Here is a 25,525-nt window from a genome sequence, read left to right as displayed (position 1 = left end):
CCGCACACCATGGCATCCCTCAAGGGCTCCGGGCGCCGGGGCATCGGACTGCATCTGTCGCTGATCGTCGGTGTGGTGCTGTCGGCCTTCCCGTTCTACTGGGCCGTCATCATGTCGACGCACACGACGACGGAGATCTTCTCCTACCCGCCGAAACTGCTGCCGGGCACGCACTTCCTCGAGAACGTCCGCAGCCTCTTCGACAACATCGACTTCTTCGGCTCGATGTTCAACTCGCTGCTGGTCGCGTGTTCGGTGACGTTCCTGGTGCTGTTCTTCGACTCGCTCGCCGCGTTCGTGTTCGCGAAGTTCGAGTTCCCCGGCCGCAAGGTGCTGTTCGCGCTGCTGATGGTGATCTTCATGGTGCCGACGCAGCTCCAGGTGATCCCGCAGTTCGTGATCATGGCGAAGATCGGCTGGATCGGATCGATGTCGGCGCTGATCGTGCCGGCCGCGGCCAACGCGTTCGGCATCTTCTGGATGCGCCAGTACATGCGCAGCGCCATCCACGACGAACTGCTCGACGCCTCCAAGCTCGACGGGGCGGGCTTCCTGCGCCAGTACTGGCATGTGGCGCTCCCGGTGGTCCGTCCGGGACTGGCGTTCCTCGGCATCTTCACCTTCATGGGCCAGTGGAACGACTACGCCTGGCCGCTGATCGCCCTCACCAACCCGGACAACGTCACTCTCCAGGTCGCGTTGTCCCAGCTCAACGGCGTCCACGGCACGACGGACTACGGCATGGTGATGACCGGCGCGCTGCTCGCGCTGGTCCCGCTGCTGATCGTGTTCGCGGTCGGCGCCCGACAGATCATCGGTGACCTGGGCAAGGGAGCGGTTCGAGGATGAACGATTCGTCGATCAGTGGGCGCGGGATCGTCGATCCCCTGGTCGCCCTGCGCCCCTGGGAGGCGCCCGAGATCACCTCCTGGGGACGCCTGCCCATGAACGCCGTCGACCGGCGCTCCGGATGCCTCTCCCTGGACGGCGACTGGCGCTTCCAGTTGCTGCCCGCTCCGGACGCGCCGGTCGGCGGTGTGTGGTCCTCGGCCCACGTTCCCGGTGTCTGGACCATGCAGGACACGGACGACCTGCCGCAGTACACGAACGTCCGTATGCCGTATGCGGAATTCCCTCCGCGGTCGCCCGCCGCCAACCCGACGGGCGTCTACGAGCGGACGGTCGACGTGCCCGCCGAGTGGGCCGGACGCCGGATCGTGCTCCAGGTGGGGGCCGCCGAGAGCGTGCTCCTCGTGCACGTGGACGGGCGGCCGGTCGGCATCTCCAAGGACTCCCATCTGGCCGCCGAGTTCGACCTGACGGGAGTCGTACGCCCCGGTGGGCGGGCCCTCGTACGGCTCACCGTGGTGAAGTGGTCGGACGCCTCGCACATCGAGGACCAGGACCAGTGGTGGCACGGCGGCATCACCCGGTCCGTGCTGCTGTACGCGACGGACCCGCTGTACCTCGCGGACGTGACCGTACGGGCCCGGCGGGACGGGGAGCTGCGGGTCGACTGCCAGGTGCGGGACACCCGCGGCGCGCTGCCCGAGGGATGGTCCATCAGCGGCGACCTGGACGGTCACGCGCTCCCGCAGGACAGGGAGTTCGACCGTGCCAACGCCGAGGAGGAGCGGGTCTCCGACTTCCTCGGTGAGGCGCGGCTGCGGACCACCGTGCCCGAGGTGCGCACCTGGACCGCCGAGACGCCCGAGCTGTACGACCTGACGGTCCGGCTGCACCGCGCCGACGGCAGCGTCGCCGACACCTCCCGCCACCGCGTCGGCTTCCGCGACGTCGAGATCGTCGGCCGGGACCTGCTGGTCAACGGCGAGCGCGTGTTCATCCGGGGCGTCAACCGGCACGACTTCCATCCGCTGACCGGCCGGACTGTGTCGTACGACGACATGCGCGCGGACCTCGTCCTGCTGAAGCGTTTCGGCTTCAACGCGATCCGCACCGCCCACTACCCGAACGACCCGACGCTGTACGACCTCGCCGACGAGCTCGGCTTCTACGTCGTGGACGAGGCGGACATCGAGTCCCACGACCACGCCCATGAGATCGCCGACGACCCGAGGTATCTGGGCGCGTTCGTGGACCGGGTCTCGCGGATGGTCCTGCGCGACAAGAACCACCCGTCGATCATCGTCTGGTCCCTGGGCAACGAGTCCGACTACGGCGCGAACCACGACGCGGCGGCGGGCTGGCTCCGCCGGCACGACCCGACCCGGCCCCTGCAGTACGAGGGGGCCGCCAAGCGCGGCTGGGCCGACCCGGACCTCGCCACCGACATCGCCTGCCCCATGTACGCCCCGCTGGAGGAGTGCGTGGCGCACGCGCTGTCCGGGGAGCAGACCAAGCCGCTCATCCAGTGCGAGTACTCGCACGCCATGGGCAACAGCAACGGCACGCTCGCCGACCACTGGGCGGCCATCGAGGCCACCCCCGGTCTTCAGGGCGGCTTCATCTGGGAGTTCTGGGACCACGGCATCCTCCAACGTGTGAACGACGGAAGACCTGCTGGGCGTGGGGGCGCCGGGCTCTTCGACAACGGTGTCGCCGCACCCGGTCATCGCTGGGCGTACGGCGGCGACTTCGGCGAGACGATCCATGACGGCGCGTTCATCGCCGACGGGGTCGTCTTCCCGGACCGCACGCCCAAGCCGGTGATGTACGAGCACCGGGAGATCGCCGCGCCGGTGCGCATCGACTGCTTCCGGCACGAGGGGATCGTCCTCTCCAACCACCAGCACTTCCGCGGCCTGGAGTGGCTGTCCGCCGAGTGGGAGCTGTCCCTGGCGGACGGCCGCACGCTGACCGCGCCGACCGAGCTGCCCGATCTGCGGCCGGGCGAGACGGCGGCGGTGCCGCTGCCGTTCGAGCTGCCGGACGGCGGCGGCGAGGCCTGGCTGACCCTGCGGGTGACGACGGCCGAGGACCAGCCGTGGGCACCGCGCGGTACGCGGGTGTGCGCACCGCAGGTGCGGCTGCGCGCGGCCGAGCGGCCCTACACGGCGGATCCCGTGGAGGTCACCGAGCCCCTCGGGGCGGGCCCCGCCGAGGTCGACGACGAGGGCCTGCTGCTCCATCCCCTGCTGACGGCCGCGCCCGCGCTGTCGCTGTGGCGGGCGCCCACCGACAACGACGAGCTGGGCGGGATCGCGCTGCGCTGGCGCGCCTGGGGGCTCGACTCGCTCGTACGCAAGGTCGTCTCGGTGCACCGGGAGGGGCCGGGCGTGACGGTGCTGGCCGAGTACGCCGGGGCCGTCGCGGTCGTGCGTCACCGGCAGGTGTTCACGCCGGTCGAGGGCGGGATCCGGGTCGAGGAGTGGGCGGAGCTGCCGGAGGACCTGCACGACGTGGCGCGGGTCGGCTCCGTGTTCGAGACGGTGCCGGGCCTCGATCTGCTGGAGTGGTTCGGTCAGGGTCCCTGGGAGTCGTACCCCGACCGCAGCGCGGGCGCGCCCGTGGGTCACCACTCCGTCCCCGTCGACCAGTTGTTCACCCCCTATCTGCGTCCGCAGGAGAGCGGCGGCCGGCACGGCGTACGGCGCTTCACACTGTCCGCGCCGGACGCCACCGGTCTCGCGGTCGAACTGGACGAGCCCCGCCAGGTCTCCGTCACCCGCTACCGCGCCGAGGACCTGGTCGCGGCGGCCCACCACGACGAGCTGGTGCCGAGGCCCGGCTGTGTGGTGCACATCGACGCGGCGCACCGGGGCCTGGGCACGGCCTCGTGCGGCCCCGACACCTCACCGTCGTATCTCGTCGCACCGGGCGTCCATCACTGGAGCTGGACGCTGCGCGTGCTCTGAACCCCCCACGCTTCGTTGTCACTTCCCTTCCCACGGAGCAACACGTGTGCAATTCCCATGAGCACGACCAGGGCGAGGCCGAGCAGGCCGGTGCCGGAAGACGCGGTTTCCTGCGGGCGACCGCGCTGCTGGGCGCCCTCGCCACGGCCGGGGTCGCCCTCCCGGCCACCGCGGAGGCCGCGACGTCGGACAGCTGGCGGCCCGACCCGGAGAGCCGCCGCTTCACGCTCGCCGTCATGCCCGACACCCAGTACCTCTTCGACGGGCCGAGCATCGACAGGGCACCGGTCGAGGCGTCCCTGCGCTACCTCCTGGAGCACGGCGAGGACGAGAACATCGTCTTCCTGTCGCACCTGGGCGACCTCACGCAGAACGGGGCCCAGGCCGAGGTCGACGCGATCAGCGCGGCGTTCGGGCTGCTCGACCGGCGGGGGGTCGGCTACAGCGTCCTGGCCGGCAACCACGACGTGAAGTCGTCGACGGACGACCAGCGCGGGTCGACGCCGTACCTGAAGGCCTTCGGTCCGCAGCGGTTCAAGGGGAAGCCGACGTTCGGGGGCGCCTCCGCGGACGGCTACAACACCTACCACCTGTTCAGGGCGGCGGGGCGGGAGTGGATGGTGCTCGCCCTGGACTGGCGGCTCTCGGCCAAGGGCTACGCCTGGGCGAAGGACGTCCTCGCCCGGCCCCCGAAGACGCCGGTCATCCTCACCACGCACGAACTGGTCGTCGAGGACGACTCCCTGTCGGCGTACGGGCAGCAGTTGTGGGACCAGCTGGTCCAGGACCACGACCAGATCTTCCTCACCCTGAACGGCCACTACTGGCCCGCGGGCAGGGCGACCCGCAAGAACGCGGCGGGCAACGAGGTCCACCTGCACCTGACGAACTACCAGAACCGCTACTTCGGCGGCGCGGCGATGATCCGCCTCTACCGCTTCGACCTGGACCGCAACGTCATCGACGTCGAGACGGTCTCCCCGTGGATCCTGGGCCGGGCCGCGAAGGGGCTCAACGAGCTGGAACGGCAGGAGATCGAGCTCAGCGGGGACGCCGACCGGTTCTCGGTCGAGATCGACTTCACCGAGCGCTTCTCCGGCTTCGACCCGGTGCCGGCCCGCCCGGCGCGGCCCGCGGCGAAGATGCTGGTACCGGGCACCGTCGCCTACTGGCGCTTCGACTCGCCCGTCTCCGGCACCGTCCACGACCTGTCCGACCACGGCAACGACCTCACCGTGGTCTCGGTGGGCGGCGGCACTCTCGGCTGGTCGGCGGACCACCACCCGGACCAACCCGGCCACGGCAGCCTGGAGTTCCAGGGCTACAAGTCCCCGCTGAAGGGCGCGTATCTGCGCACGGTCGACTCGGCTCCGCTCAACGCGGCCACGTTCAGGGACGGTTACACCATCGAGGCGTTCTACTGGCTGCCCGCCGACTGGGACGCCTCGCACAACGCCTGGTCCGGCCTCGTCAGCCGCACCGGCCGCAACGGCTCCGTCGGCACGGTCACCGACGACCCGGACGAGCCGCTGGCCACGCTGTCGATCTCCGACGGCCCCGGCCCCCAGTGGGCGGTGCACCCGCTCAACCAGCAGCAGCTCGCCACCAACTGGGGCGATGAGACCGCCCGCGAGACCTGGTGGCACCTGGCCGTGGTCAACGACGGACGGCACACGGTGATGTACGTCCAGGGCTGTCCGGTGGCCCGCAACCCGCACGCCCCCGCGATCGGCATCGCCTCGGCCGGGCGTCCCTGGCTGCTCGGCGGTTACGAGTACGCGGACAAGATCGACCAGATCCTGCACGGACGCCTCGGCGACGTCCGGATCGTCGCGCGGGCGCTGCCCGTCACCTCGTTCATGAACCACTGACGCCTCCGAGGACCACGATGACCGAGCAGCAACTGCCCGTGTGGGCCGACCCGTCCGTCTCCCCCGCCGACCTGGACGCCCAGGGCGTCTCCCGCCGTCAGCTCCTGCGCCGCGCGGGCCTGTTCGGCGCCGCGTTCGCCCTCGGCTCGGCGGCGATGCCCGAGGCGACCGCCGCCGACGCCTTCGGCGGCAACGACCCGAGACTCGCCTACCTCGTCGGCGACCACCACGTCCACAGTGTCTACAGCCACGACGCGAAGTACACCTTCTCCCAGCTGGCCACCGCGGCCGCCAAGTACGGCCTCGACTGGATGGTGTTCAACGAGCACTCCAACTTCGGGCACGCCTACTACGGCGCCGCGATGGAGCACAAGGAGATCCTCAAGGCCCGCGCCGAGAACCCCCGCCAGCTGATCTTCCAGGGCCTGGAGTGGTACATCCCGGCCGCCGAGCACTGCACGATCTTCGCCGCGCCCGGCCCTCACGAGGTCGACCTCCTCACCCGGTTCGAGCTGGCCTACGACGGCAAGCTGCTGGGCTACACGGACGGCGCTCCGGACAATCCGAACACCGCCCGCAACGAGGCGCACGCGGTCAAGGCCATCCAGTGGCTCGCCGAACAGCGCCGTACGGGATATGTCGACGACGTCCTCGTCTTCGCGAACCATCCGATGCGGCTGGGCATCGACTCGCCGCACGAGATGCGCAACTGGCGGGACGCGGCCCCCGAGATCATGATCGGGATGGAGGGAGCGCCCGGCGCGCAGGGCGGCGGCATCCCCGGCTGGGAGGGCCCCACCTCGCAGCGCGGCGAGTACACCAACAAGCCGTCCGTGAACTCCTGGGCGGGCTATCCGGAGAACGCGTACGTGCTGTACGGCGGTTTCGACTGGATGACGGCGACGGTCGGCGGCATGTGGGACGCGATGCTCGCCGAGGGCAAGCTGTTCACGATCACCACCAACTCCGACGTGCACCGTGTCGTCTTCGACACGTGGAAGAACGGCGACTGGCTGCCGGGGCAGAACTTCGACAACACCGGAAAGATCCCCGACCCGGTGAACACGGACTCGCCCCAGCCCGGCGGTGACTTCTGGCCGGGCCAGTTCAGCCGCACCCACGTCGGCGTGACCCGCTACGGCTACCGCGCGGTCATGGCGGGGCTGCGCGCGGGCCGGGTCTGGCTCGACCACGGGCATCTGCTCGACGGGCTCGACGTGCGGCTGAAGCGGGACTGCGACGGCGGTCCCGGTGTGACGCTGGGCGGCCGACTGCGGGTGCGCAAGGGCGAGAAGCTGACGCTCAACGTCACCGTGACCACTGCCTCCCGCCCCAACGCACAGGGCATCCTGCCCCAGCTGGCGCATGTGGACCTGATCCGGGGCGCGGTGCGCGGCCCGGTGACCGACCGGGAGGAGTGGCGGGCGCCCGACACCAGGGTCGCCCGCACGGTGGACGTGTCCGGCCGCACGGGGACGTACACCCTGCGCATCCCCGTCACCGCCGGGGACGAGTCCTTCTACGTCCGTCTGCGCGGCAGCGACGGCAAGCGCAACGGCATCGGCTACCTGGGCGCCGCGATCGACCCGCACGGCCCGATCCCGCACCCGCCGGGCGACGGGGACCCGTGGGAGGACACCTGGTTCTACTCGAACCCCGTGTTCGTGGAGGTGAGCTGAGGGGATGTGACCTGAGCGGACAGGGTCCCCCGATCCCCGACTCCGGCCACCTCCACGACGGACCGGCGGCGTCCGTGTCTGTCGCGTCCCAGCGCCGTCCCGGCGGCCGCGGGACGCCGCAGGCCGGGCGCGGCACGGCCGTCCCAGCGTCCCAGCGGGCACGGAACCCATTGCGACCGCCCGCCGACGATTGCCAGCCTCGGGCCGTCCAGAACGAACCACCCCCCTGTGAGGAGACTTCTCAGTGGCCCGTTTCGTGCCCCAGATCCTGCGCAACCGTCCGATGGCGGCTGCCTTGATGAGTGTCGCGGCCGTCGCTTCGTTCGCCCTGCCCGCCTCGACCGCCCAGGCGGCTCCCACCGCGGTCGACTGCGCGTCCGGCAATGTCTGCTTCTGGACCGGTGCCAACTTCACCGGCCAGAAGTGCAGCTGGAGCGACGCCGACCCGGACTGGCAGAGCGGCAGCATCCAGTGCTCCTGGTCGGCCACGCACAACGTCAAGTCCGTCTGGAACGCGGGGACGTCCTCCAGCTTCACCGGCGTCGTCTACTACAAGGGCGCCAACCAGGACGAGGACGACCGCGCCGGCTGTACCCGTCAGCAGCACGGCGGCAACCTGGCCGGCACGTACAAGCTCCGCTCGCACAAGTGGACCACGGGCCGCTGCGGCTGATCCGAACGACCGGAGGGCGGAGCCCCTTTGGGGGTGCTCCGCCCTCCGTCGGTTCCACGGCGCCACGGCGCTCGGGTGCCCTCAGGCGTAGAAGCGGGACAGGCTCTGCAGCACGGCCGCCGGCTTGGCGGCGCCCTCGATCTCGATCGTGCCGTCGACGGTGATCTGGACCCCGCCGGGCACATCCTCGACCGAGGCCAGCTTGCCGACCAGGCGGATCTTGGAGCCGACCTTCACCGGGGCGGGGAAACGCACCTTGTTCAGGCCGTAGTTGACCTTCGTCGACACGCCTTCCACATCCAGCAGCTCGGTGAACAGCGGGATGAACAGCGACAGGGTGAGGTACCCGTGGGCGATGGGGGCGCCGAAGGGGCCCTCAGCGGCCTTCTCGGGGTCCACGTGGATCCACTGGTGGTCGCCCGTGGCGTCGGCGAACGTGTTGACGCGCTCCTGTGTGACCTCGATCCACTCACTCGTGCCGAGGTCGCTGCCGGCGAGCTTCTTGAGTTCGTCGATGCCGTTGACGGTGATACCCATGTGGCTTTCCTTAGCTGGGAGTCGAGGGTTCAGGAGTCGGCGCCGAAGCGCTTGCGCACCCGGGCCTTGAGGAGCTTTCCGGAGGCGGTGCGCGGGAGTTCGTCCGCGAGCACCACCGACTTCGGGATCTTGTACTTGGCGAGGCGGCCGGCCAGGGAGGCCAGCACCTCGTCGGGGTCCAGCGAGACGCCCTCGCGGGGGACGACGACCGCGCGCGGCACCTCGCCCCACTTGTCGTCCGGCACGCCGATGACCGCGCACTCGACGATGTCCGGGTGAGCCAGGAGCAGGTCCTCGATCTCGGCGGGGTACACGTTCTCACCACCGGAGATGATCATGTCCTTGATGCGGTCGACGATGTGCACGTAACCGTCCTCGTCGACGCGCGCCGCGTCGCCGCTGCGGAACCAGCCGTCGGCGAAGGAGGCGGCCGTCTCCTCGGGCAGTCCCCAGTAGCCGGGCATGACGTGCGGTCCGCGCACCACGACCTCGCCGGTCTCGCCGACGTCGACGGGTGCCAGGTCCGGCCGTACCACCCGGACGTCGCTGAAGAAGTGCGGCACCCCGGCCGAACCGGCCTTGCTGATGGCGTGCTCGGCGTCGAGGAAGAGCGTGCCGGGGGCCGCCTCCGTCATGCCGTAGCCCTGGAGGAAGGTCAGGCCGCGCTCCTGGTACGCCGCGATCAGCGGAGAGGGCACGGGTGAGCCGCCGCAGGTCAGGATCCGCAGGGAGGACAGGTCCGCCCCGGGCCAGCGCGGATGCCGGGCCACCTGGTCGAACATGGTCGGCACGCCGAACATGAAGGTGATCCGGTGCCGTTCGATCAGGTCGAAGGTGGCGTCCGGGTCGAACGCCTCGACCAGCACGCAGGTGCCGCCCTTGAGCAGGACCGGCAGGGTCAGCATGTTCAGGCCCGCCGTGTGGAACAGCGGGGCCGAGACCAGGGCGCGTTCGTCGGCGATCAGGTCGGTGTCGACGAGGACGTTGATCGCGTTCCAGGTCAGGTTGCCGTGCGTGAGCATGGCGCCCTTGGGGCGGCCGGTCGTCCCCGAGGTGTACATGATGATGCAGGTGTCGTCGGGCCCGACCGGTTCGTCGATCGGCTCCTGGAAGGCGGCGGCCACCGCCTCCTCGTACTCGGCGCCGACCTCGACGTACGTCCGCACGTCGGTGTTGCCCGGCAGGCCCGCCACGAGTCCCGCGTGCGAGGGGCCGTAGACGAGGGCCTTGGCGCCGGAGTCGGCGAGCTGGTAGGCGATCTCGGGTCCGGCGAGACGGGTGTTGAGCGGGACGAAGACCGCGCCGAGAGTGCCGGCCGCGAACAGGGCCTCCAGGTAGGAGGGGTGGTTCGGGCCGAGGTAGGCGATGCGGTCGCCGCGGCGCACGCCCCGGGCGCGCAGGGCGTGCGCGAGCCGGGTGGTACGTGCGTACAGGGTGCCGTAGTCGGTCGACTGCTCACCGTGGACCAGGGCCGTGCGGTGTGGGGTCTTGCGGGCCCGGCGTGCGGGCCACGACCCCAGTCCCTCGTTGCGCATCTACGGCCCCTTATGGCTTGGTGAGCCCGAGCAGGCGGGCGGCGTTCTCCTTGAGGATCTTCGGCTTCACCTCGTCCTTGATCGACAGCTTCTCGAAGTCGGCGAGCCAGCGGTCGGGGGTGAGGACGGGGAAGTCGGAGCCGAAGAGAACCTTGTCCTTCAGCAGCGTGTTCGCGTACTGCACCAGCTGCGGCGGGAAGTACTTCGGCGACCAGCCGGACAGGTCGATGTGGACGCCCGGCTTGTGGGTGGCGACCGCCAGGGCCTCGTCCTGCCAGGGGAAGGACGGGTGCGCCAGGATGATCTTCAGATGCGGGAAGTCGGCGGCCACGTCGTCGACGTGCAGCGGGTTGGAGTACTTGAGGCGGATCCCGCCGCCCCCGGGGACTCCGGCGCCGATCCCTGTCTGCCCCGTGTGGAACAGGGCGATCGTGCCGGTCTCCTCGATCACCTCGTAGAGGTCGTACGCCACCGAGCGGTCGTTGGGGAAGAAGCCCTGGATGCTGGGGTGGAACTTGAAGCCCCGCACCCCGTACTCCTCGACCAGGCGGCGGGCCTGCTTCACGCCCGCCTTCCCCCGGAAGGGGTCGATGGAGGCGAAGGGGATGAGGACGTCCGCGTTGGCGGCGGCCGCCTCGGCGACCTCCTCGTTGGGGACGGGGGCCGTCCCGGTCGCGGACTCGGCGTCCACCGTGAAGATCACGGCGGCCATCCGGCGCTCGCGGTAGTACGCCGCCGTCTCCTCCAGGGTGGGCTTGCGCTTGCCCTCGACCTTGAAGTACGCGGAGGAGGCGTCGTGCAGGTCGTCGTCCAGGGAGGAGTGGCCCTTGGAGGACACCTCCGCGTGGGTGTGGACGTCGATCGCGACGAGGTCGTTCAGGTCCATCACGCCTCCGGGAACTTCGGGGCGGGGACGCCGACGGTCTGGAGTTCCGCGCCGACCGAGGTGGCCCACGCGGCGGCCAGGGTGTCGGGCGTCCAGCCGCCGTCGGCGTACGCCGCCTTGATCTCCTGCGGATGCGACCAGAGTGCCACCTTGTCGCCGCCGATGCCGATGGCCTGGCCGGTGACACCCCGGGCGGCCTCGGAGGCGAGGAACGGGACGAGGGCCGCACAGTCCTCGGGGGTGCCGAAGCCCTCGCCCTTGCGCAGGAAGTCCGGCAGCGGCTCGCCGTTCCTCATCGCCTCGATGTACGGGGCGAAGGCCGGGATGGTCTCGGTCATCGCGGTCGCGGCGACCGGCACGATCGCGTTGACGGTGATGTTCGCGCGGCCGAGTTCCATGGCCCAGGTACGGGCGAACGCGGCGATGCCGGCCTTGGCGGCGGCGTAGTTCGTCTGGCCGAAGTTGCCGCGCTGGCCTGCCGGGGAGCCGACCAGGATCAGGGTGCCGCCCTCGCCCTGCTCGCGCATCCGTACGGCGGCGGCGCGGGCGCAGGTGAAGGTGCCCTTGAGGTGGGTGGCAATCACCGCGTCGAAGTCGTCGTCGGTCATCTTCCACAGGACCTTGTCGCGCAGGATGCCCGCGTTGGTGACCAGGATGTCGAGCCGCCCGAACTCCTCGACCGCCCGGTTCACGAGCCGGTCGGCGGCCTCGGTGGTGCCGACGGCGACGACCTCGGCGACGGCCTTGCCGCCCGCCTCGACGATCGACTTCACGGCCTGCTCGGCCACGGCCTCGTCGATGTCGTTGACGACCACGGAGGCGCCGTGGGCGGCCAGGGCGTGCGCGTAGGCGAGTCCCAGGCCCCGGCCGCTGCCGGTGACGACGGCGACCTTGCCGGTGAGATCAGTGGTGGACACGAGCGAGTCCCTTCACGAACGGATGCGGGTCTGATGCGGGGGTGCTGCTTGGGGTGACGCGACTTCGAGATCGAAGCTAAGAGCAATAATTGTTGACGTCAATAGTTGTTGGTGACCTCAGGGTGCGGCATGCTGAAATCTCAGCAACCGCAGACCGAGCTCAGGGAGCCCGCCATCACCCGCCAGCACGCCATGAACCCGAGCCCCATCGACGCGGACGAGCCGTGGATGCGCGAGCTGCACGCGGACGCGGGCTACCTCCTGTACCGCCTGGGCCTGCGCTCCGGGCAACTGTTCAACACGTTCCTGCAGGAGTCGGGCCTGCGGCTGCGCCACTACGCGGTGCTGCGCTTCCTCGCCACCTCCGAGGGCGTGCTCCAGCGCGAGCTCAGCGCCCGCCTCGGCTACGACCCCAGCGCGATCGTCGGCCTGGTCGACGACCTGGAGAAGCTGGGCTTCGCGGAGCGCCGCCCCTCCCCCGACGACCGCCGCAGCCGGATCGTCGTCCTCACCGGCGACGGCCGCACCTTCCTGCGCGACACCGACGAGGCGGGACTGCGCGTGACGAACGAGCTGCTGGGCCCCCTCGACCCCGCCGAACGCCGGACCCTGCACGCGCTCCTGCTGCGCGTCGCCGAGGACGGACTCACCTGACGAGGACCGGATGACCGCAACGACCACCGCCCGCTCGGCGCCCGACCGGCTGCTGTCCGTGCTCGCCGCGTTCGACCACGAGCACACCGCGCTGTCCCTGACCGACATCAGCCGCCGGGCCGGCCTGACGCTGACCACCACGCACCGGCTGGTGGGCGCCCTGACCGCGTGGGGTGCCCTGGAGCGGGACGGCGCCGGCGTCTACCACGTCGGACTACGGCTGTGGGAGGTCGCGGCGCTCGCACCGCGCGGCCTCGCGCTCCGGCAGGTCGCGCTGCCCTACCTGGAAGACCTGTACGAGGCCACGCACGAGAACGTGCAGTTGGCGGTGCGGGACGGGGCGGAGGTCGTGTACACCGAGTGGCTCTCGGGACGTTCGGCGGTCGGCGTCCACATCCGCGTCGGCGCGCGCTGGCCCCTGCACGCCACAGGCGTCGGACTGGCGCTGCTGGCGCACTGCGCCCCGGAGGTCCAGGACCGGTACTGCGCGGGCCCCCTCGCGTCCTTCACCCCGTACACCATCACCGACGGGGAGCGGTTGCGCCGCGTGCTGGCCGAAGTGCGGCGCACCGACGTGGCGGTGAGCAGCCGTCAGGTCACCGAGGACGCCCTCTCGGTGGCCGCGCCGGTGCACGGGCCGGGCGGCGCGGTGGTCGCCGCCGTGTCGGTCGTCGTACCGCAGGCCGACGCACAGGTACCGGTGCTGGTCCCCGCGGTGCGGATGGCGGCACGCGGGATCTCCCGGGCACTGGGGTGGCAGCCGGACAAGGCCTGAGCGACGCGACCGAGTCGACGACGACCCGCGACCGCGACCGTCGACTCGGCCTGCTCAGGAGTCATGGAGACACCGCTGCCGCCGAAGCGACAGCGGCCGTCGGCGGTGGTGCCGCCCGCGCCCCTCGCGCCGGACATCGCCTCCCTGCACCGGCGTGCCGAGGTTACGGGCCGCCAGTCCCCGTACCGCCAGGTTCTCCAGCCGCGCGCACTTCACCGAGTGAACTGCCCCGGCCCAGAACGACATTCTCTGCTTCACCTCTTGACGACGGGATGGACCGGGAGCACATTGGGCGCACTTTGAGAGCGCTCTCAAAGGCTCTCGAAGCGCGTCCCAGGCACCTCCCAGGCACCCGCGCACCCCACTCCGTACCCGAGAGGCACCCCCATGAGTGAAACCTCCGGCATACCCCGCAGACGGCGTCCCCTGAGGCGGGCGCTCCTCGCCGTCATCGGCACCCTGGGCCTCACGGCGGCCGCCGCCACCGCCGCCGTCCTCCCCGCGAGCGCCTCCGCGCCCACGCCCCCGTCCGGCTGGAGCCAGGTCTTCCTGGACGACTTCAACGGCGCCGCGGGCACCGGCGTCAGCACCTCCAACTGGCAGTACGCCACCGGGACTTCGTATCCGGGCGGACCCGCGAACTGGGGCACCGGCGAGGTCGAGACGATGACCAACAGCACCGGCAACGTCTCGCTCGACGGCAACGGCAACCTGCGCATCACCCCGCTGCGCGACGCGGCCGGCAGGTGGACGTCGGGCCGTATCGAGACCAACCGCACCGACTTCCAGCCCCCGTCCGGCGGCAGGTTGCGCGTCGAGGCCCGTCTGCAGATGCCCAACGTGACCGGTACCGCGGCCGAGGGCTACTGGCCGGCGTTCTGGATGCTGGGCGCGCCCTATCGCGGCAACTACCAGAACTGGCCGGGTGTCGGCGAGTTGGACATCATGGAGAACGTCCAGGGCCGCAACACGGTGTGGGCCACGATGCACTGCGGCACCAACCCGGGCGGCCCGTGCAACGAGACCACGGGCATCGGCAACAACACCGCGTGCCCCAACACCACCTGCCAGTCCGGCTTCCACACGTACACCATGGAGTGGGACCGCTCGGTCAGCCCGGAGGCGATCCGCTTCTCCGTCGACGGCGTCACCTTCCACACGGTCACCGCGAACCAGGTCGACGCGACGACCTGGTCCAACGCCACGAACCACGGCTTCTTCATCATCCTGAACGTGGCGATGGGCGGCGCCTTCCCGGACGCGTTCGGCGGCGGCCTGGACGGCGACACGCGCTCCGGCGTCCCGATGGTCGTGGACTACGTGCAGGTGCTCCAGTCGACCGGTGGCGGGGGCGGCACCACTCCCCCGCCGACCGGCAACCGCGACGCCTACGGCGCCATCCAGGCCGAGTCCTACGACGGCCAGTCCGGCGTGAGCACGGAGTCGACCTCCGACACCGGTGGCGGCCAGAACATCGGCTCCCTGGCCAACGGTGACTGGGCCCTCTTCAAGGGCGTCAACTTCGGCTCCACCGCGGCCAAGCAGTTCTACGCCCGGGTCGCGAGCGGCGCCGCGGGCGGTGTCAGCGGCCTGGTCGAGGTCCGCCTGGACAGCCGCGGCAACGCGCCGGTCGGCAGCTTCTCGGTGGCCAACACGGGTGGCTGGCAGTCGTGGAGGACCGTCCCCGCCAACATCAGCTCCGTGACCGGCACCCACGACGTGTATCTGACCTTCACCAGCGGCCAGCCGTCGGACTTCGTGAACGTCAACTGGTTCAACTTCGGCCACTGACACGGCCGTTCACGGGTGCCCCGCGACCCTACGTCGTGGGGCACCCGTGCAGAAGGTCGCGGCGCTCCCGTTGGGCCGGGGTCAGCTGGAGGCGCGCCGCGGCGAGGTTCTCCTCGACGGGCCGCCACGGCAGGAACGCGATCCCGGCCGCCTCGCAGGCCGCGAGGACCGGCTCGTGCTCGCGGTCGAGCAGGTTGTAGCGGTTCTGCACGCTCGCCACGTCGATGGGCTCGGTCGACGTCATCCGCTGCCTGCCTCCCCCTTGCCCCAAGGCGCCACGCCAGCAGCGCGGTTGGCGCCCCGGCCTACCGCAGCTCCGCCCGGAACGCCGCCGGTGTCTGGTCCGTGTGCTGGTGGAAGAACTTGGAGAAGTTCGCCGCGTCGGGGAAGCCGACGGCCACGCCGACACGGCCGATGGGGAGGTCCGTGTGGGCGAGGAGGCGTTTGGCCTCCAGGACGACCCGCTTGTCGATGAAGCCCTTGGGCGTCTCGCCGGTGGCGGCGCGGACCGCCCGGACGAGGGTGCGGCGGGAGTAGCCGAGGGCGTCGGCGTAGGCGCTGACGCTGTGGTTGGTGGCGAAGCCGTTCTCGACGGCGTCCCGGAAGAGGGTGAACGTGGTGTCGGCCTGGCGGCGCTCCGCCTCGGCGGAACTGGCCGCGAGGTGGGAGAGGCGCAGCAGGAACGCCGTGAGGGAGTGGCGCAGTACGGCGGTGTGGAGGGTGGACGGCAGGGTCTCGGTGTCCTCGTACTCGCGTCCGAGCTGGGCGAGCGCCGCGCGCAGGGCGGTGCGGCGGGGCTCGTCGGGGTGCAGCAGGGGCGGCAGGTCGTAGCGGTACAGGCCGGTGGCCTCCACCGTGGCGCGTGGCAGGAAGCCGGGCTGCATGGTGAGGACGGTTCCGCGGTACTCGCTCGTGCGCGTGAAGCGGTGGACCTGGCCCGGGCGGATCCACAGCACGTCGCCGGCCGTGGCCTCGTACTCGGCGAAGTCGACCATGTGCCGGACCGGGCCGTCGTCGAACAGCATCACGACGTGGAAGTCGATGCGGTGGACCCGTTCGAGAGGGGCGTCGGCGTGCCAGGTGCGGTCGGTGCCCATCGGGCCGATCTGCATGCCGACTCCGCCGACGCTGAGACCGACCGGGAAGGGGAACGTTCTGATCGCGTTGGTGTCGCCTTCACCGTCCGCGGGTTGGATGGATTCGTCCGCCATGTCCTTCTCGTGCCGCCTCGGAGCTGATGCTGGTGTCCCACTTTCACCAAAGGCTGGCACACGGAGACCTACCCCCGTAAAAGTCCGACTTTTAAGTTTGAACACGTCAGAGCAGCTACCCGGCTCCTATCGAGGACTTCTTGAAGATGAGCACGCAGACGCCCGACAGCTTCGAGTGGACCGATCTCGACCGGCGTGCCGTCGACACCGCCCGCCTCCTGGCGGCGGATGCCGTACAGCAGGTCGGCAACGGCCACCCCGGCACCGCGATGGCCCTGGCCCCGGCCGCGTACACGATCTTTCAGAAGGTGATGCGCCATGACCCGGCCGACCCGGAGTGGACCGGCCGCGACCGGTTCGTGCTGTCCCCCGGGCACACCTCGCTGACCCTCTACACCCAGCTCTACCTCGCCGGCTACGAGCTGGAGCTGGACGACCTGAAGAACTTCCGCACGCACGGCTCGAAGACCCCCGGCCACCCGGAGTACGGGCACACGGCGGGCGTCGAGACGACGACCGGCCCGCTGGGCCAGGGCGTGGCGAACGCGGTGGGCATGGCGATGGCCGCCCGCTACGAGCGCGGCCTGTTCGACCCGGACGCCCCCGACGGCGCCTCCCCCTTCGACCACACCGTCTGGGCGATCGTCTCCGACGGCGACCTCCAGGAGGGCGTCTCCGCCGAGGCCTCCTCCCTCGCGGGCCACCAGAAGCTCGGCAACCTGGTCTTCCTCTACGACGACAACCACATCTCCATCGAGGGCGACACCGCCACCGCGTTCTCCGAGGACGTGCTGAAGCGGTACGAGGCGTACGGCTGGCACGTGCAGCGGATCGAGCCGGAGGAGAACGGCGACGTCGACGTGCACGCCCTGTACGCGGCGCTGAAGGCGGCGCAGGCCGAGACCGAGCGCCCCTCCATCATCGCGATGCGCACGATCATCGCCTGGCCCGCCCCGAACGCGCGGAACACCGAGGCCTCCCACGGCTCGGCGCTCGGCGAGGACGAGGTCGCCGCCACCAAGCGCGTCCTGGGCTTCGACCCGGAACAGACCTTCCAGGTCGCCGACGACGTCCTCGCCCACACCCGGACGGCCCTGGACCGGGGCGCCGAGGCGCACAACGCCTGGGACAAGCGGATCGCGGAGTGGCGCGACGCCCAGCCCGAGCGGGCCGAACTGTTCGACCGGGTCGTGGCCGGTCAGCTCCCCGAGGGCTGGGAGGACCACCTGCCGGTCTTCGAGGAGGGCCAGTCCGTCGCCACCCGCGCCGCGTCCGGCAAGGTGCTCCAGGCGCTCGGCTCCGTCCTCCCCGAACTGTGGGGCGGTTCCGCCGACCTCGCCGGTTCGAACAACACCACCATCGACAAGACGTCGTCGTTCCTGCCGAAGGGCAGTCCGCTGCCGGAGGCCGACCCGTACGGCCGAACGATCCACTTCGGCATCCGCGAGTTCTCGATGGCCGCCGAGATGAACGGCATCGCGCTGCACGGCAACACCCGTGTCTACGGCGGTACGTTCCTGGTGTTCTCCGACTACATGCGCAACGCCGTGCGGATGTCGGCGCTGATGCAGCTGCCGGTGACGTACGTGTGGACGCACGACTCCATCGGTCTGGGTGAGGACGGCCCCACCCACCAGCCGGTCGAACACCTGGCCGCCCTGCGGGCCATCCCGGGTCTGAACGTGGTGCGTCCGGCGGACGCCAACGAGACCGCGATCGCCTGGGCCGAGATCCTCAGGCGGCACGCCACCGACCCGGCCCCGCACGGCCTCGCCCTCACCCGGCAGGGCGTAGCGACCTACGCGCCGAACCCGGACGCCGCACGTGGCGGTTACGTGCTGAAGGACTCCTCAGGCGAGAGGCCGGACGTCGTCCTGATCGCCACCGGCTCCGAGGTCCAGCTCGCTGTCGCGGCCCGCGAGACGCTGGAGGCCGAGGGGATCGGCACCCGGGTGGTGTCGATGCCGTCGGTGGAGTGGTTCGAGCAGCAGCCGCGCGCCTACCGCGAGAGCGTGATTCCGCCGGCCGTGCGGGCCCGCGTCGCGATCGAGGCCGGGATCGGTCTGACGTGGTACCGGTTCACCGGAGACGCCGGACGCATCGTCTCCCTCGAGCACTTCGGTGCCTCCGCCGACGCGAAGACCCTGTTCGCCGAGTACGGCTTCACCCCCGAGAACGTCGTCGCCGCAGCCCGGGAATCGTTGGCCGCCGCGCGTGGTTGATCCGACCGCCAGAAAGAAGATGATCACTGTGAGCGAAGCAACCGCGAACGCGGGAGCACTGAAGCGCCTGTCCGACGAGGGCGTCTCGATCTGGTTGGACGACCTGTCCCGCAGGCGCATCGAGTCCGGCAACCTCGCCGAACTCGTCGAGACCCGGAACGTGGTGGGCGTGACCACCAACCCGTCCATCTTCCAGGCCGCCATCGGCTCGGGCGAGGGCTACGAGGAGCAGCTCGCCGAGCTCGCCGTGCGGGGCGTGACGGTCGAGGAGGCCGTCCGGATGATGACGACCGCCGACGTGCGCGCCGCCGCCGATGTCCTGCATTCCGTACACACGGCCACCGATGGCCGCGACGGCCGGGTCTCCATCGAGGTCGACCCCCGCCTCGCCCACCGCACGGCGGCCACGATCGCCGAGGCCAAGCAGCTCGCCTGGCTGGTCGACCGGCCCAACGTGATGATCAAGATCCCGGCGACCAAGGCGGGCCTGCCCGCGATCACGGAGGTCGTCGGCCTCGGCATCAGCGTCAACGTCACGCTGATCTTCTCCCTGGAGCGCTACCGCGAGGTCATGGACGCCTACCTCGCCGGTCTGGAGAAGGCGCGGGCGGCCGGCCTCGACCTGTCCCGCATCCACTCGGTGGCCTCCTTCTTCGTCTCCCGCGTCGACTCCGAGATCGACAAGCGCCTCACCGTCCTCGGCACGGACGAGGCCCTGGCCCTCAAGGGCAAGGCCGCGCTGGCCAACGCCCGGCTCGCCTACGAGGCGTACGAAGCCGTCTTCGCCGGCCCCCGCTGGACCGCCCTCGCCGGGGCGAAGGCCAACAAGCAGCGCCCGCTGTGGGCGTCGACCGGCGTGAAGGACCCGGCGTACAAGGACACCCTGTACGTGGACGAGCTGGTCGCGCCCGGCACGGTCAACACCATGCCGGAGGCCACGCTGGACGCCACCGCGGATCACGGCCGGATCTCGGGGAACACGGTCAGCGGCGGCTACGCCCAGGCCCGCGCCGACCTCGCCGCGGTGGAGCGGCTCGGCATCTCCTACGACGAGGTCGTGCGGCGCCTCGAGGACGAGGGCGTCGCCAAGTTCGAGGCGGCCTGGGAGGACCTTCTGACCGCCGTGACGAAGGCACTGGACAGCAAGGGAGTTGACGGGGAATGACCTCCGAACCGACCTCCGACTGGATCAACCCGCTCCGCGACGAACGCGACCGGCGGCTGCCCCGGATCGCCGGTCCGTCCGGGCTCGTCATCTTCGGCGTCACCGGCGACCTGTCCCGCAAGAAGCTGATGCCGGCCGTCTACGACCTGGCCAACCGGGGACTGCTGCCGCCGGGCTTCTCCCTGGTGGGGTTCGCGCGCCGCGACTGGGAGGACCAGGACTTCGCGCAGGTCGTGCACGACGCCGTCCGCGAGCACGCCCGCACCGAGTTCCGCGAGGAGGTCTGGCAGCAGCTCGCCGAGGGCATGCGGTTCATCCCCGGCGACTTCGACGACGACACGGCGTTCAAGCAGCTGCGCCAGACGGTGGACGACCTCGACGCGGCCCGCGGCACCAGTGGCAACTACGCCTTCTACCTCTCCGTACCGCCGAAGTTCTTCCCGAAGGTGGTCCGGCAGCTGAAGAAGCACGGGCTGGCCAAGGCGCGGGAGGGGTCGTGGCGGCGCGCGGTCATCGAGAAGCCCTTCGGGCGCGACCTGGCGAGCGCGCGTGAGCTGAACGCGATCGTGCACGACGTGTTCGAGCCGGACCAGGTGTTCCGCATCGACCACTACCTGGGCAAGGAGACCGTCCAGAACATCCTGGCGCTGCGCTTCGCCAACGAGATGTACGAGCCGATCTGGAACCGGTCGTACGTCGACCACGTGCAGATCACGATGGCCGAGGACATCGGCATCGGCGGCCGGGCGGGCTACTACGACGGCATCGGCGCCGCCCGTGACGTCATCCAGAACCACCTCCTCCAACTGATGGCGCTCACCGCGATGGAGGAACCCATCGCGTTCGACGCCGAGGCGCTGCTCACCGAGAAGCTCAAGGTGCTGAAGTCGGTGCGGCTGCCGGAGAACCTGGGCGAGCACACCGTCCTCGCGCAGTACGCGGAGGGCTGGCAGGGCGGCGAGAAGGTGGTCGGCTACCTCCAGGAGGACGGCATCGACCCCCAGTCGAAGACCGACACGTACGCGGCCATCAAGCTGGAGGTCGACAACCGCCGCTGGGCGGGCGTCCCCTTCTACCTGCGCACCGGCAAGCGGCTGGGCCGCCGGGTCACCGAGATCGCGGTGGTCTTCAAGCGGGCCCCGCACTCCCCCTTCGACTCCACCGCCACGGAGGAGCTCGGCCAGAACGCGATCGTCTTCCGCGTCCAGCCCGACGAGGGCATGACGGTCCGGTTCGGCTCCAAGGTGCCGGGCACCTCGATGGAGATCCGGGACGTGTCGATGGACTTCGCCTACGGCGAGTCCTTCACCGAGTCCAGCCCGGAGGCGTACGAGCGCCTCATCCTGGACGTACTGCTCGGCGACGCCAACCTGTTCCCCCGCCACCAGGAAGTGGAAGAGTCCTGGAAGATCCTCGACCCGATCGAGGAGTACTGGGCGACACACGGCAGGCCCGCGCGGTACCCCTCGGGCAGCTGGGGACCCGAGGAAGCGGACGAGATGCTCGCACGAGACGGACGGAGCTGGCGCAGGCCATGAAGATCGACCTGACCGACACCACGGCAAGCAAGATCAACAAGGCGTTGGTGCAGGGGCGCCGCGCCATCGGGACCCCTGCCGTGGGCATGGTCCTGACGATGGTGATCGTCACGGACGAGGAGAACGCCTACGACGCGATCAAGGCCGCCGAGGAGGCCTCGCACGAGCACCCCTCGCGCACCCTGGTCGTCATCAAGCGGCAGGCCCGCACGCCGCGCGACCGGACCCGCTCGCACCTGGACGCCGAGGTGCGCGTGGGCGCCGACGCGGGCACCGGCGAGACGGTGATCCTCCGGACGTACGGCGAGGTGTCCGACCACGCCGACTCCGTGGTGCTGCCGCTGCTGCTGCCGGACGCGCCGGTGGTCGTGTGGTGGCCGGTGGACGCGCCCGAGGTGCCCTCCAAGGACCCGCTGGGCGCGCTGGCGCAGCGCAGGATCACCGACCTGTACGCGGTGGACAACGCGCTCGACGTGCTGCGGTCGCGGGTCCGCACGTACGCGCCGGGCGACACCGACCTGGCCTGGACCCGGTTGACGCCGTGGCGCTCGATGCTGGCCGCGGCCCTGGACCAGGCCCGGGCGCGGATCGTCTCGGCGGCGGTGGAGGCCGAGGCCGAGAACCCGGCCGCCGAGCTGCTCGCGCGCTGGCTGGAGGCCCGCCTCGGCGTCACGGTCGACCGGGTCGTCTCCGCGGGACCGGTCGTCACCGCCGTGCGCCTCGGCACCGAGAACGGCGAGATCGTCATCGACCGCCCCGAGGGCCCGCTCGCCACGCTCACCCTGCCGGAGCAGCCCCCGCGCACCCTCGCGCTGAAGGTCCGCACCACCTCAGAACTCATCGCCGAGGAGCTCAGGCGCCTCGACGCCGACGAGATGTACGCCGTCGCCCTGCGCGGCGAGGGCACCAAGGAGACCGTCTGAGATGTCCGAGACGCCTGAGAACCCCCTGCTCACCCGGCGGCCCGAGTGGACCGCCCTGGAGGACCACCGCGCCGAGTGGCACACGCATCTGCGGGAGCTGTTCGCGGCCGACCCGGGGCGCGCCGAACGGTACGTGGTGCGCGTCGGTGACCTGCGCATCGACTACTCCAAGCACCTCGTCACCGACGAGACACTCGCCATGCTCCAGGAACTGGCCACCGCGACCGACGTGTTCGGGCTGCGTGACGCCATGTTCCGCGGCGAGCGGATCAACATCACCGAGGACCGCGCCGTGCTGCACACCGCGCTGCGCGCCCCGCGCGACGCGGTGATCGAGGTCGACGGCGAGAACGTGGTCCCCAAGGTCCACGCGGTGCTCGACAGGATGAGCGACTTCGCGCGTCGGGTCCGCTCCGGCGAGTGGACCGGCCACACGGGCCGGCGCATCCGCAACGTCGTCAACATCGGCATCGGCGGCTCCGACCTGGGCCCGGCGATGGCGTACGAGGCGCTGCGGGCGTACACCGACCGGTCGCTGACCTTCCGGTTCGTCTCGAACGTGGACGGCGCCGACCTCCACGAGGCGGTACGGGACCTGGACCCGGCGGAGACGCTGTTCATCGTCGCCTCCAAGACCTTCACCACGATCGAGACGATCACCAACGCCACCTCGGCCCGCTCCTGGCTGCTGAACGGCCCCCACGGCCTCGGCGAGGAGAAGGCGGTCGCCCGGCACTTCGTGGCGCTGTCGACGAACGCCGAGAAGGTCGCCGACTTCGGCATCGACGTGGACAACATGTTCGAGTTCTGGGACTGGGTCGGCGGTCGTTACTCCTACGACTCCGCCATCGGCCTGTCCCTGATGATCGCCATCGGCCCGGACCGCTTCGGTGAGATGCTCGACGGCTTCCGCATCGTCGACGAGCACTTCCTGAACGCCCCCGCCGAGGCCAACGCCCCCCTGCTGCTGGGTCTGCTGGGCGTCTGGTACAACAACTTCTTCGACGCGCAGACGCACGCCGTGCTGCCCTACAGCCACTACCTGTCGAAGTTCACCGCCTACCTCCAGCAGCTGGACATGGAGTCCAACGGCAAGTCGGTGGACCGTGACGGCAACCCGGTGCAGTGGCAGACCGGGCCGGTGGTGTGGGGCACGCCCGGCACCAACGGGCAGCACGCGTACTACCAGTTGATCCACCAGGGCACCAAGCTGATCCCGGCCGACCTGATCGGCTTCGCGCGTCCCGTCGCCGAGCTGAGCGACGAACTCAAGGCGCAGCACGACCTGTTGATGGCCAACCTGTTCGCGCAGGGGCAGGCCCTCGCCTTCGGCAAGACCGCCGACGAGGTGCGCGCGGAGGGCGTGGCCGAGGAGCAGGTCGCGCACCGCACCTTCAAGGGCAACCACCCGACGACCACGATCCTGGCGCGCGAGCTGACCCCGTCGGTCCTGGGCCAGCTCATCGCGCTCTACGAGCACAAGGTGTTCGTCCAGGGCGCGATCTGGAACATCGACTCCTTCGACCAGTGGGGCGTCGAGCTCGGCAAGGTCCTCGCCAAGCGCGTCGAACCCGCCCTGACCGAGGGCGCGGACGTCCCCGGCCTCGACCCGTCCACCTCCGCCCTGGTGGCCGCCTACCGTGAACTCAAGGAAGTGAACTGACCATGCAGCTCGGTCTCATCGGCCTCGGCAAGATGGGCGGCAACATGCGCGAGCGGATCCGCCGCGCGGGCCACACCGTCATCGGCTACGACCGCAACCCCGAGGTCTCCGACGTGGCGAGCCTCGCCGAACTGGTCGACAAGCTCCAGGCTCCGCGCGTGATCTGGGTGATGGTCCCGGCCGGCGCCGCGACCCAGTCGGTCGTCGACGAGCTCGGCGGCCTGCTCCAGTCCGGCGACACCGTCGTCGACGGCGGCAACTCCCGCTGGACGGACGACGAGAAGCACGCCGAGGAGCTCGGCGCCCGGGGCATCGGGTTCGTCGACGCGGGTGTCTCCGGCGGTGTGTGGGGCCTGCAGAACGGCTACGCCCTGATGGTCGGCGGCGACAAGGAGCACGTCGAACGCCTCCACCCGATCTTCGAGGCGCTCAAGCCGGAGGGCCCGTACGGCTACGTCCACGCGGGCAAGGTCGGCGCCGGGCACTTCTCGAAGATGGTCCACAACGGCATCGAGTACGCAATGATGCAGGCGTACGCGGAGGGCTGGGAGCTGCTGGAGAAGGTCGACTCCGTGGACAACGTCCGCGAGGTGTTCCGCTCCTGGCAGGACGGCACGGTCATCCGTTCCTGGCTGCTCGACCTCGCGGTCAACGCCCTCGACGAGGACGAGCACCTCGAGCGGCTGCGCGGCTTCGCCCAGGACTCCGGCGAGGGCCGCTGGACGGTGGAGGCCGCCATCGACAACGCGGTACCGCTGCCCGCGATCACGGCCTCCCTCTTCACGCGGTTCGCCTCCCGTCAGGACGACTCCCCGCAGATGAAGATGATCGCCGCCCTGCGCAACCAGTTCGGCGGTCACTCGGTCGAGTCGGCGAAGGAGTAGTACGACCGTGGGGGATCTTCTTCTGGTCCGCCACGGCGAGACGGAGTGGAGCGTGTCGGGACAGCACACCAGCTGGACCGACCTGCCCCTCACCCAGCACGGCGAGGAACAGGCCAAGTCCCTCGCTCCACTCCTGTCCGCCCGGACCTTCGCCCTGGCACTCACCAGCCCACTGCACCGCGCGCTCCGCACCGCCGAACTCGCGGGCCTCACCGGTGCCGTACCCGAACACGACCTGCACGAGTGGGACTACGGCGGCTACGAGGGTGTCACCACCCCGGAGATACACCGCACCCGCCCCACCTGGGACCTGTGGACCGACGGCACACCGCCCGGCGACGACGGCCGGCCCGGCGAGTCCCCCGAGGCGGTCGGAGTGCGCGCCGACCGGGTGCTCGCCCGCGTGGACTCGGCCCTCCCGGACGGCGATGTCGTCCTGGTCGCCCACGGCCACTTCCTCCGGGTCCTGACGGCCCGTCGCCTCGGACTGCCGCCCGCCGAGGGCCGGTTGTTCCAACTGGCGACCGCCACGGTCAGCCGACTGTCGACGGAACACGGGCGGCCGGTGATCGCGGAGTGGAACACGCGTCCCTGAGGCCGTCCCAGGTGACCCGGACGCGCCGCTTCCCGGAGGAGGACAGGGTCACGTAACCGTGTCCGGGGAGCCGCAGCGTGCCCCTCTGGTCGACGGCGGAGGTCAGGCGGACGACTTGCTTGCCGCCGTCGGCCGCCACGACCCGCGTCCTCCTGTGGCATTGACAGTGGTGGTCGATCACGTCAGAG

General features: G+C 70.5%; 21 protein-coding genes. 15 read left to right on the top strand and 6 right to left on the bottom strand.

Annotated features, from left to right (window positions below):
• The first annotated feature begins 9 nt into the window (after positions 1-9).
• The 5 genes from ACGFNV_RS01645 to ACGFNV_RS01625 all read left to right on the top strand — a co-directional run bounded on the left by ACGFNV_RS01645 (position 10) and on the right by ACGFNV_RS01625 (position 8,041).
• The gene (locus ACGFNV_RS01645) at positions 10-849 is read left to right on the top strand and encodes a carbohydrate ABC transporter permease (RefSeq protein ID WP_393618512.1); all 840 of its coding nucleotides are present in this window, start codon (positions 10-12) and stop codon (positions 847-849) included.
• Positions 846-3,818, top strand: a complete 2,973-nt coding sequence (locus ACGFNV_RS01640) for a glycoside hydrolase family 2 TIM barrel-domain containing protein (RefSeq protein ID WP_393618511.1) — start codon at positions 846-848, stop codon at positions 3,816-3,818. The genes ACGFNV_RS01645 and ACGFNV_RS01640 overlap by 4 nt, the downstream gene beginning before the upstream one ends.
• 44 nt (positions 3,819-3,862) lie before the next feature.
• The gene (locus ACGFNV_RS01635) at positions 3,863-5,689 is read left to right on the top strand and encodes a LamG-like jellyroll fold domain-containing protein (RefSeq protein ID WP_393618509.1); all 1,827 of its coding nucleotides are present in this window, start codon (positions 3,863-3,865) and stop codon (positions 5,687-5,689) included.
• Between the two features lie 17 nt (positions 5,690-5,706).
• A complete protein-coding gene (locus ACGFNV_RS01630; RefSeq protein WP_393618507.1) occupies positions 5,707-7,368 on the top strand; it encodes a PHP domain-containing protein in 1,662 nt (553 codons plus the stop codon).
• Positions 7,369-7,612: 244 nt separating this feature from the next.
• Positions 7,613-8,041 (top strand): peptidase inhibitor family I36 protein, encoded by a 429-nt coding sequence (locus ACGFNV_RS01625; RefSeq protein ID WP_393618505.1) that lies wholly within the window; start codon positions 7,613-7,615, stop codon positions 8,039-8,041.
• A gap of 81 nt (positions 8,042-8,122) precedes the next feature.
• On the opposite strand, the gene ACGFNV_RS01620 is transcribed toward ACGFNV_RS01625, so the two are convergent.
• From ACGFNV_RS01620 to ACGFNV_RS01605, 4 genes are read right to left on the bottom strand one after another with little or no spacing between them, the layout of a single operon-like run.
• On the bottom strand, positions 8,123-8,578 hold the full coding sequence (locus ACGFNV_RS01620; RefSeq protein ID WP_393618503.1) for a MaoC family dehydratase: 456 nt from the start codon (positions 8,576-8,578) through the stop codon (positions 8,123-8,125).
• Between the two features lie 29 nt (positions 8,579-8,607).
• Positions 8,608-10,113, bottom strand: a complete 1,506-nt coding sequence (locus ACGFNV_RS01615) for a long-chain fatty acid--CoA ligase (protein ID WP_393618501.1) — start codon at positions 10,111-10,113, stop codon at positions 8,608-8,610.
• 10 nt (positions 10,114-10,123) lie between these two features.
• Positions 10,124-10,999: an amidohydrolase family protein gene (locus ACGFNV_RS01610; RefSeq protein WP_393618499.1), complete on the bottom strand. Its 876-nt coding sequence runs from the start codon at positions 10,997-10,999 to the stop codon at positions 10,124-10,126.
• Positions 10,999-11,916, bottom strand: a complete 918-nt coding sequence (locus ACGFNV_RS01605) for an SDR family NAD(P)-dependent oxidoreductase (RefSeq protein WP_393618497.1) — start codon at positions 11,914-11,916, stop codon at positions 10,999-11,001. Before ACGFNV_RS01605 ends, ACGFNV_RS01610 begins: the two co-directional genes overlap by 1 nt.
• 192 nt (positions 11,917-12,108) lie before the next feature.
• Between ACGFNV_RS01605 and ACGFNV_RS01600 the strand changes: the two genes are divergently transcribed.
• The 3 genes from ACGFNV_RS01600 (at position 12,109) to ACGFNV_RS01590 (ending at position 15,136) form a co-directional block, all read left to right on the top strand.
• Positions 12,109-12,570, top strand: a complete 462-nt coding sequence (locus ACGFNV_RS01600; protein WP_393619962.1) for a MarR family winged helix-turn-helix transcriptional regulator — start codon at positions 12,109-12,111, stop codon at positions 12,568-12,570.
• Positions 12,571-12,580: 10 nt separating this feature from the next.
• Entirely contained in the window at positions 12,581-13,345 is a 765-nt protein-coding gene (locus ACGFNV_RS01595) for an IclR family transcriptional regulator (RefSeq protein ID WP_393618496.1), read from the top strand.
• A gap of 387 nt (positions 13,346-13,732) precedes the next feature.
• On the top strand, positions 13,733-15,136 hold the full coding sequence (locus ACGFNV_RS01590; RefSeq protein ID WP_393618494.1) for a glycoside hydrolase family 16 protein: 1,404 nt from the start codon (positions 13,733-13,735) through the stop codon (positions 15,134-15,136).
• Positions 15,137-15,164: 28 nt separating this feature from the next.
• Here the strand turns inward: ACGFNV_RS01590 and ACGFNV_RS01585 are convergent, their stop codons facing one another.
• Together ACGFNV_RS01585 and ACGFNV_RS01580 are read right to left on the bottom strand one after the other, a co-directional pair.
• Positions 15,165-15,380 (bottom strand): aldo/keto reductase, encoded by a 216-nt coding sequence (locus ACGFNV_RS01585; RefSeq protein WP_393618492.1) that lies wholly within the window; start codon positions 15,378-15,380, stop codon positions 15,165-15,167.
• A gap of 61 nt (positions 15,381-15,441) precedes the next feature.
• Positions 15,442-16,347: a helix-turn-helix domain-containing protein gene (locus ACGFNV_RS01580; protein ID WP_393618490.1), complete on the bottom strand. Its 906-nt coding sequence runs from the start codon at positions 16,345-16,347 to the stop codon at positions 15,442-15,444.
• Between the two features lie 146 nt (positions 16,348-16,493).
• Here ACGFNV_RS01580 and tkt point away from each other — a divergent pair, with 146 nt between their 5' ends.
• The 7 genes from tkt to ACGFNV_RS01545 are packed head-to-tail and all read left to right on the top strand — an operon-like array spanning position 16,494 to position 25,337.
• Entirely contained in the window at positions 16,494-18,569 is a 2,076-nt protein-coding gene (tkt, locus tag ACGFNV_RS01575) for a transketolase (RefSeq protein WP_393618488.1), read from the top strand.
• A 19-nt stretch (positions 18,570-18,588) separates the two neighbouring features.
• Complete coding sequence (gene tal / locus ACGFNV_RS01570) at positions 18,589-19,734, top strand: transaldolase (protein ID WP_393618486.1); 1,146 nt, start codon at positions 18,589-18,591, stop codon at positions 19,732-19,734.
• The gene (gene zwf / locus ACGFNV_RS01565) at positions 19,731-21,272 is read left to right on the top strand and encodes a glucose-6-phosphate dehydrogenase (protein WP_393618484.1); all 1,542 of its coding nucleotides are present in this window, start codon (positions 19,731-19,733) and stop codon (positions 21,270-21,272) included. Before tal ends, zwf begins: the two co-directional genes overlap by 4 nt.
• Positions 21,269-22,195: a glucose-6-phosphate dehydrogenase assembly protein OpcA gene (gene opcA, locus ACGFNV_RS01560; RefSeq protein WP_393618483.1), complete on the top strand. Its 927-nt coding sequence runs from the start codon at positions 21,269-21,271 to the stop codon at positions 22,193-22,195. The genes zwf and opcA overlap by 4 nt, the downstream gene beginning before the upstream one ends.
• Before the next feature lies 1 nt (position 22,196).
• Positions 22,197-23,858 carry a glucose-6-phosphate isomerase gene (gene pgi / locus ACGFNV_RS01555; protein ID WP_393618481.1) on the top strand — a complete coding sequence of 554 codons (1,662 nt, stop codon included), beginning with the start codon at positions 22,197-22,199 and terminating at the stop codon, positions 23,856-23,858.
• A 2-nt stretch (positions 23,859-23,860) separates the two neighbouring features.
• Positions 23,861-24,742, top strand: coding sequence for a phosphogluconate dehydrogenase (NAD(+)-dependent, decarboxylating) (gene gnd, locus ACGFNV_RS01550; protein WP_393618480.1), 882 nt, complete (start codon positions 23,861-23,863; stop codon positions 24,740-24,742).
• Positions 24,743-24,749: 7 nt separating this feature from the next.
• Complete coding sequence (locus ACGFNV_RS01545; RefSeq protein ID WP_393618479.1) at positions 24,750-25,337, top strand: histidine phosphatase family protein; 588 nt, start codon at positions 24,750-24,752, stop codon at positions 25,335-25,337.
• The last annotated feature ends 188 nt before the right edge of the window (positions 25,338-25,525 follow it).

Source organism: Streptomyces sp. NPDC048751 (assembly GCF_043198595.1).
GTDB lineage: Bacteria > Actinomycetota > Actinomycetes > Streptomycetales > Streptomycetaceae > Streptomyces.
The sequence above is the reverse complement of the archived record's forward strand: the minus strand, read 5'-3'. Positions and strand labels throughout refer to the sequence as shown.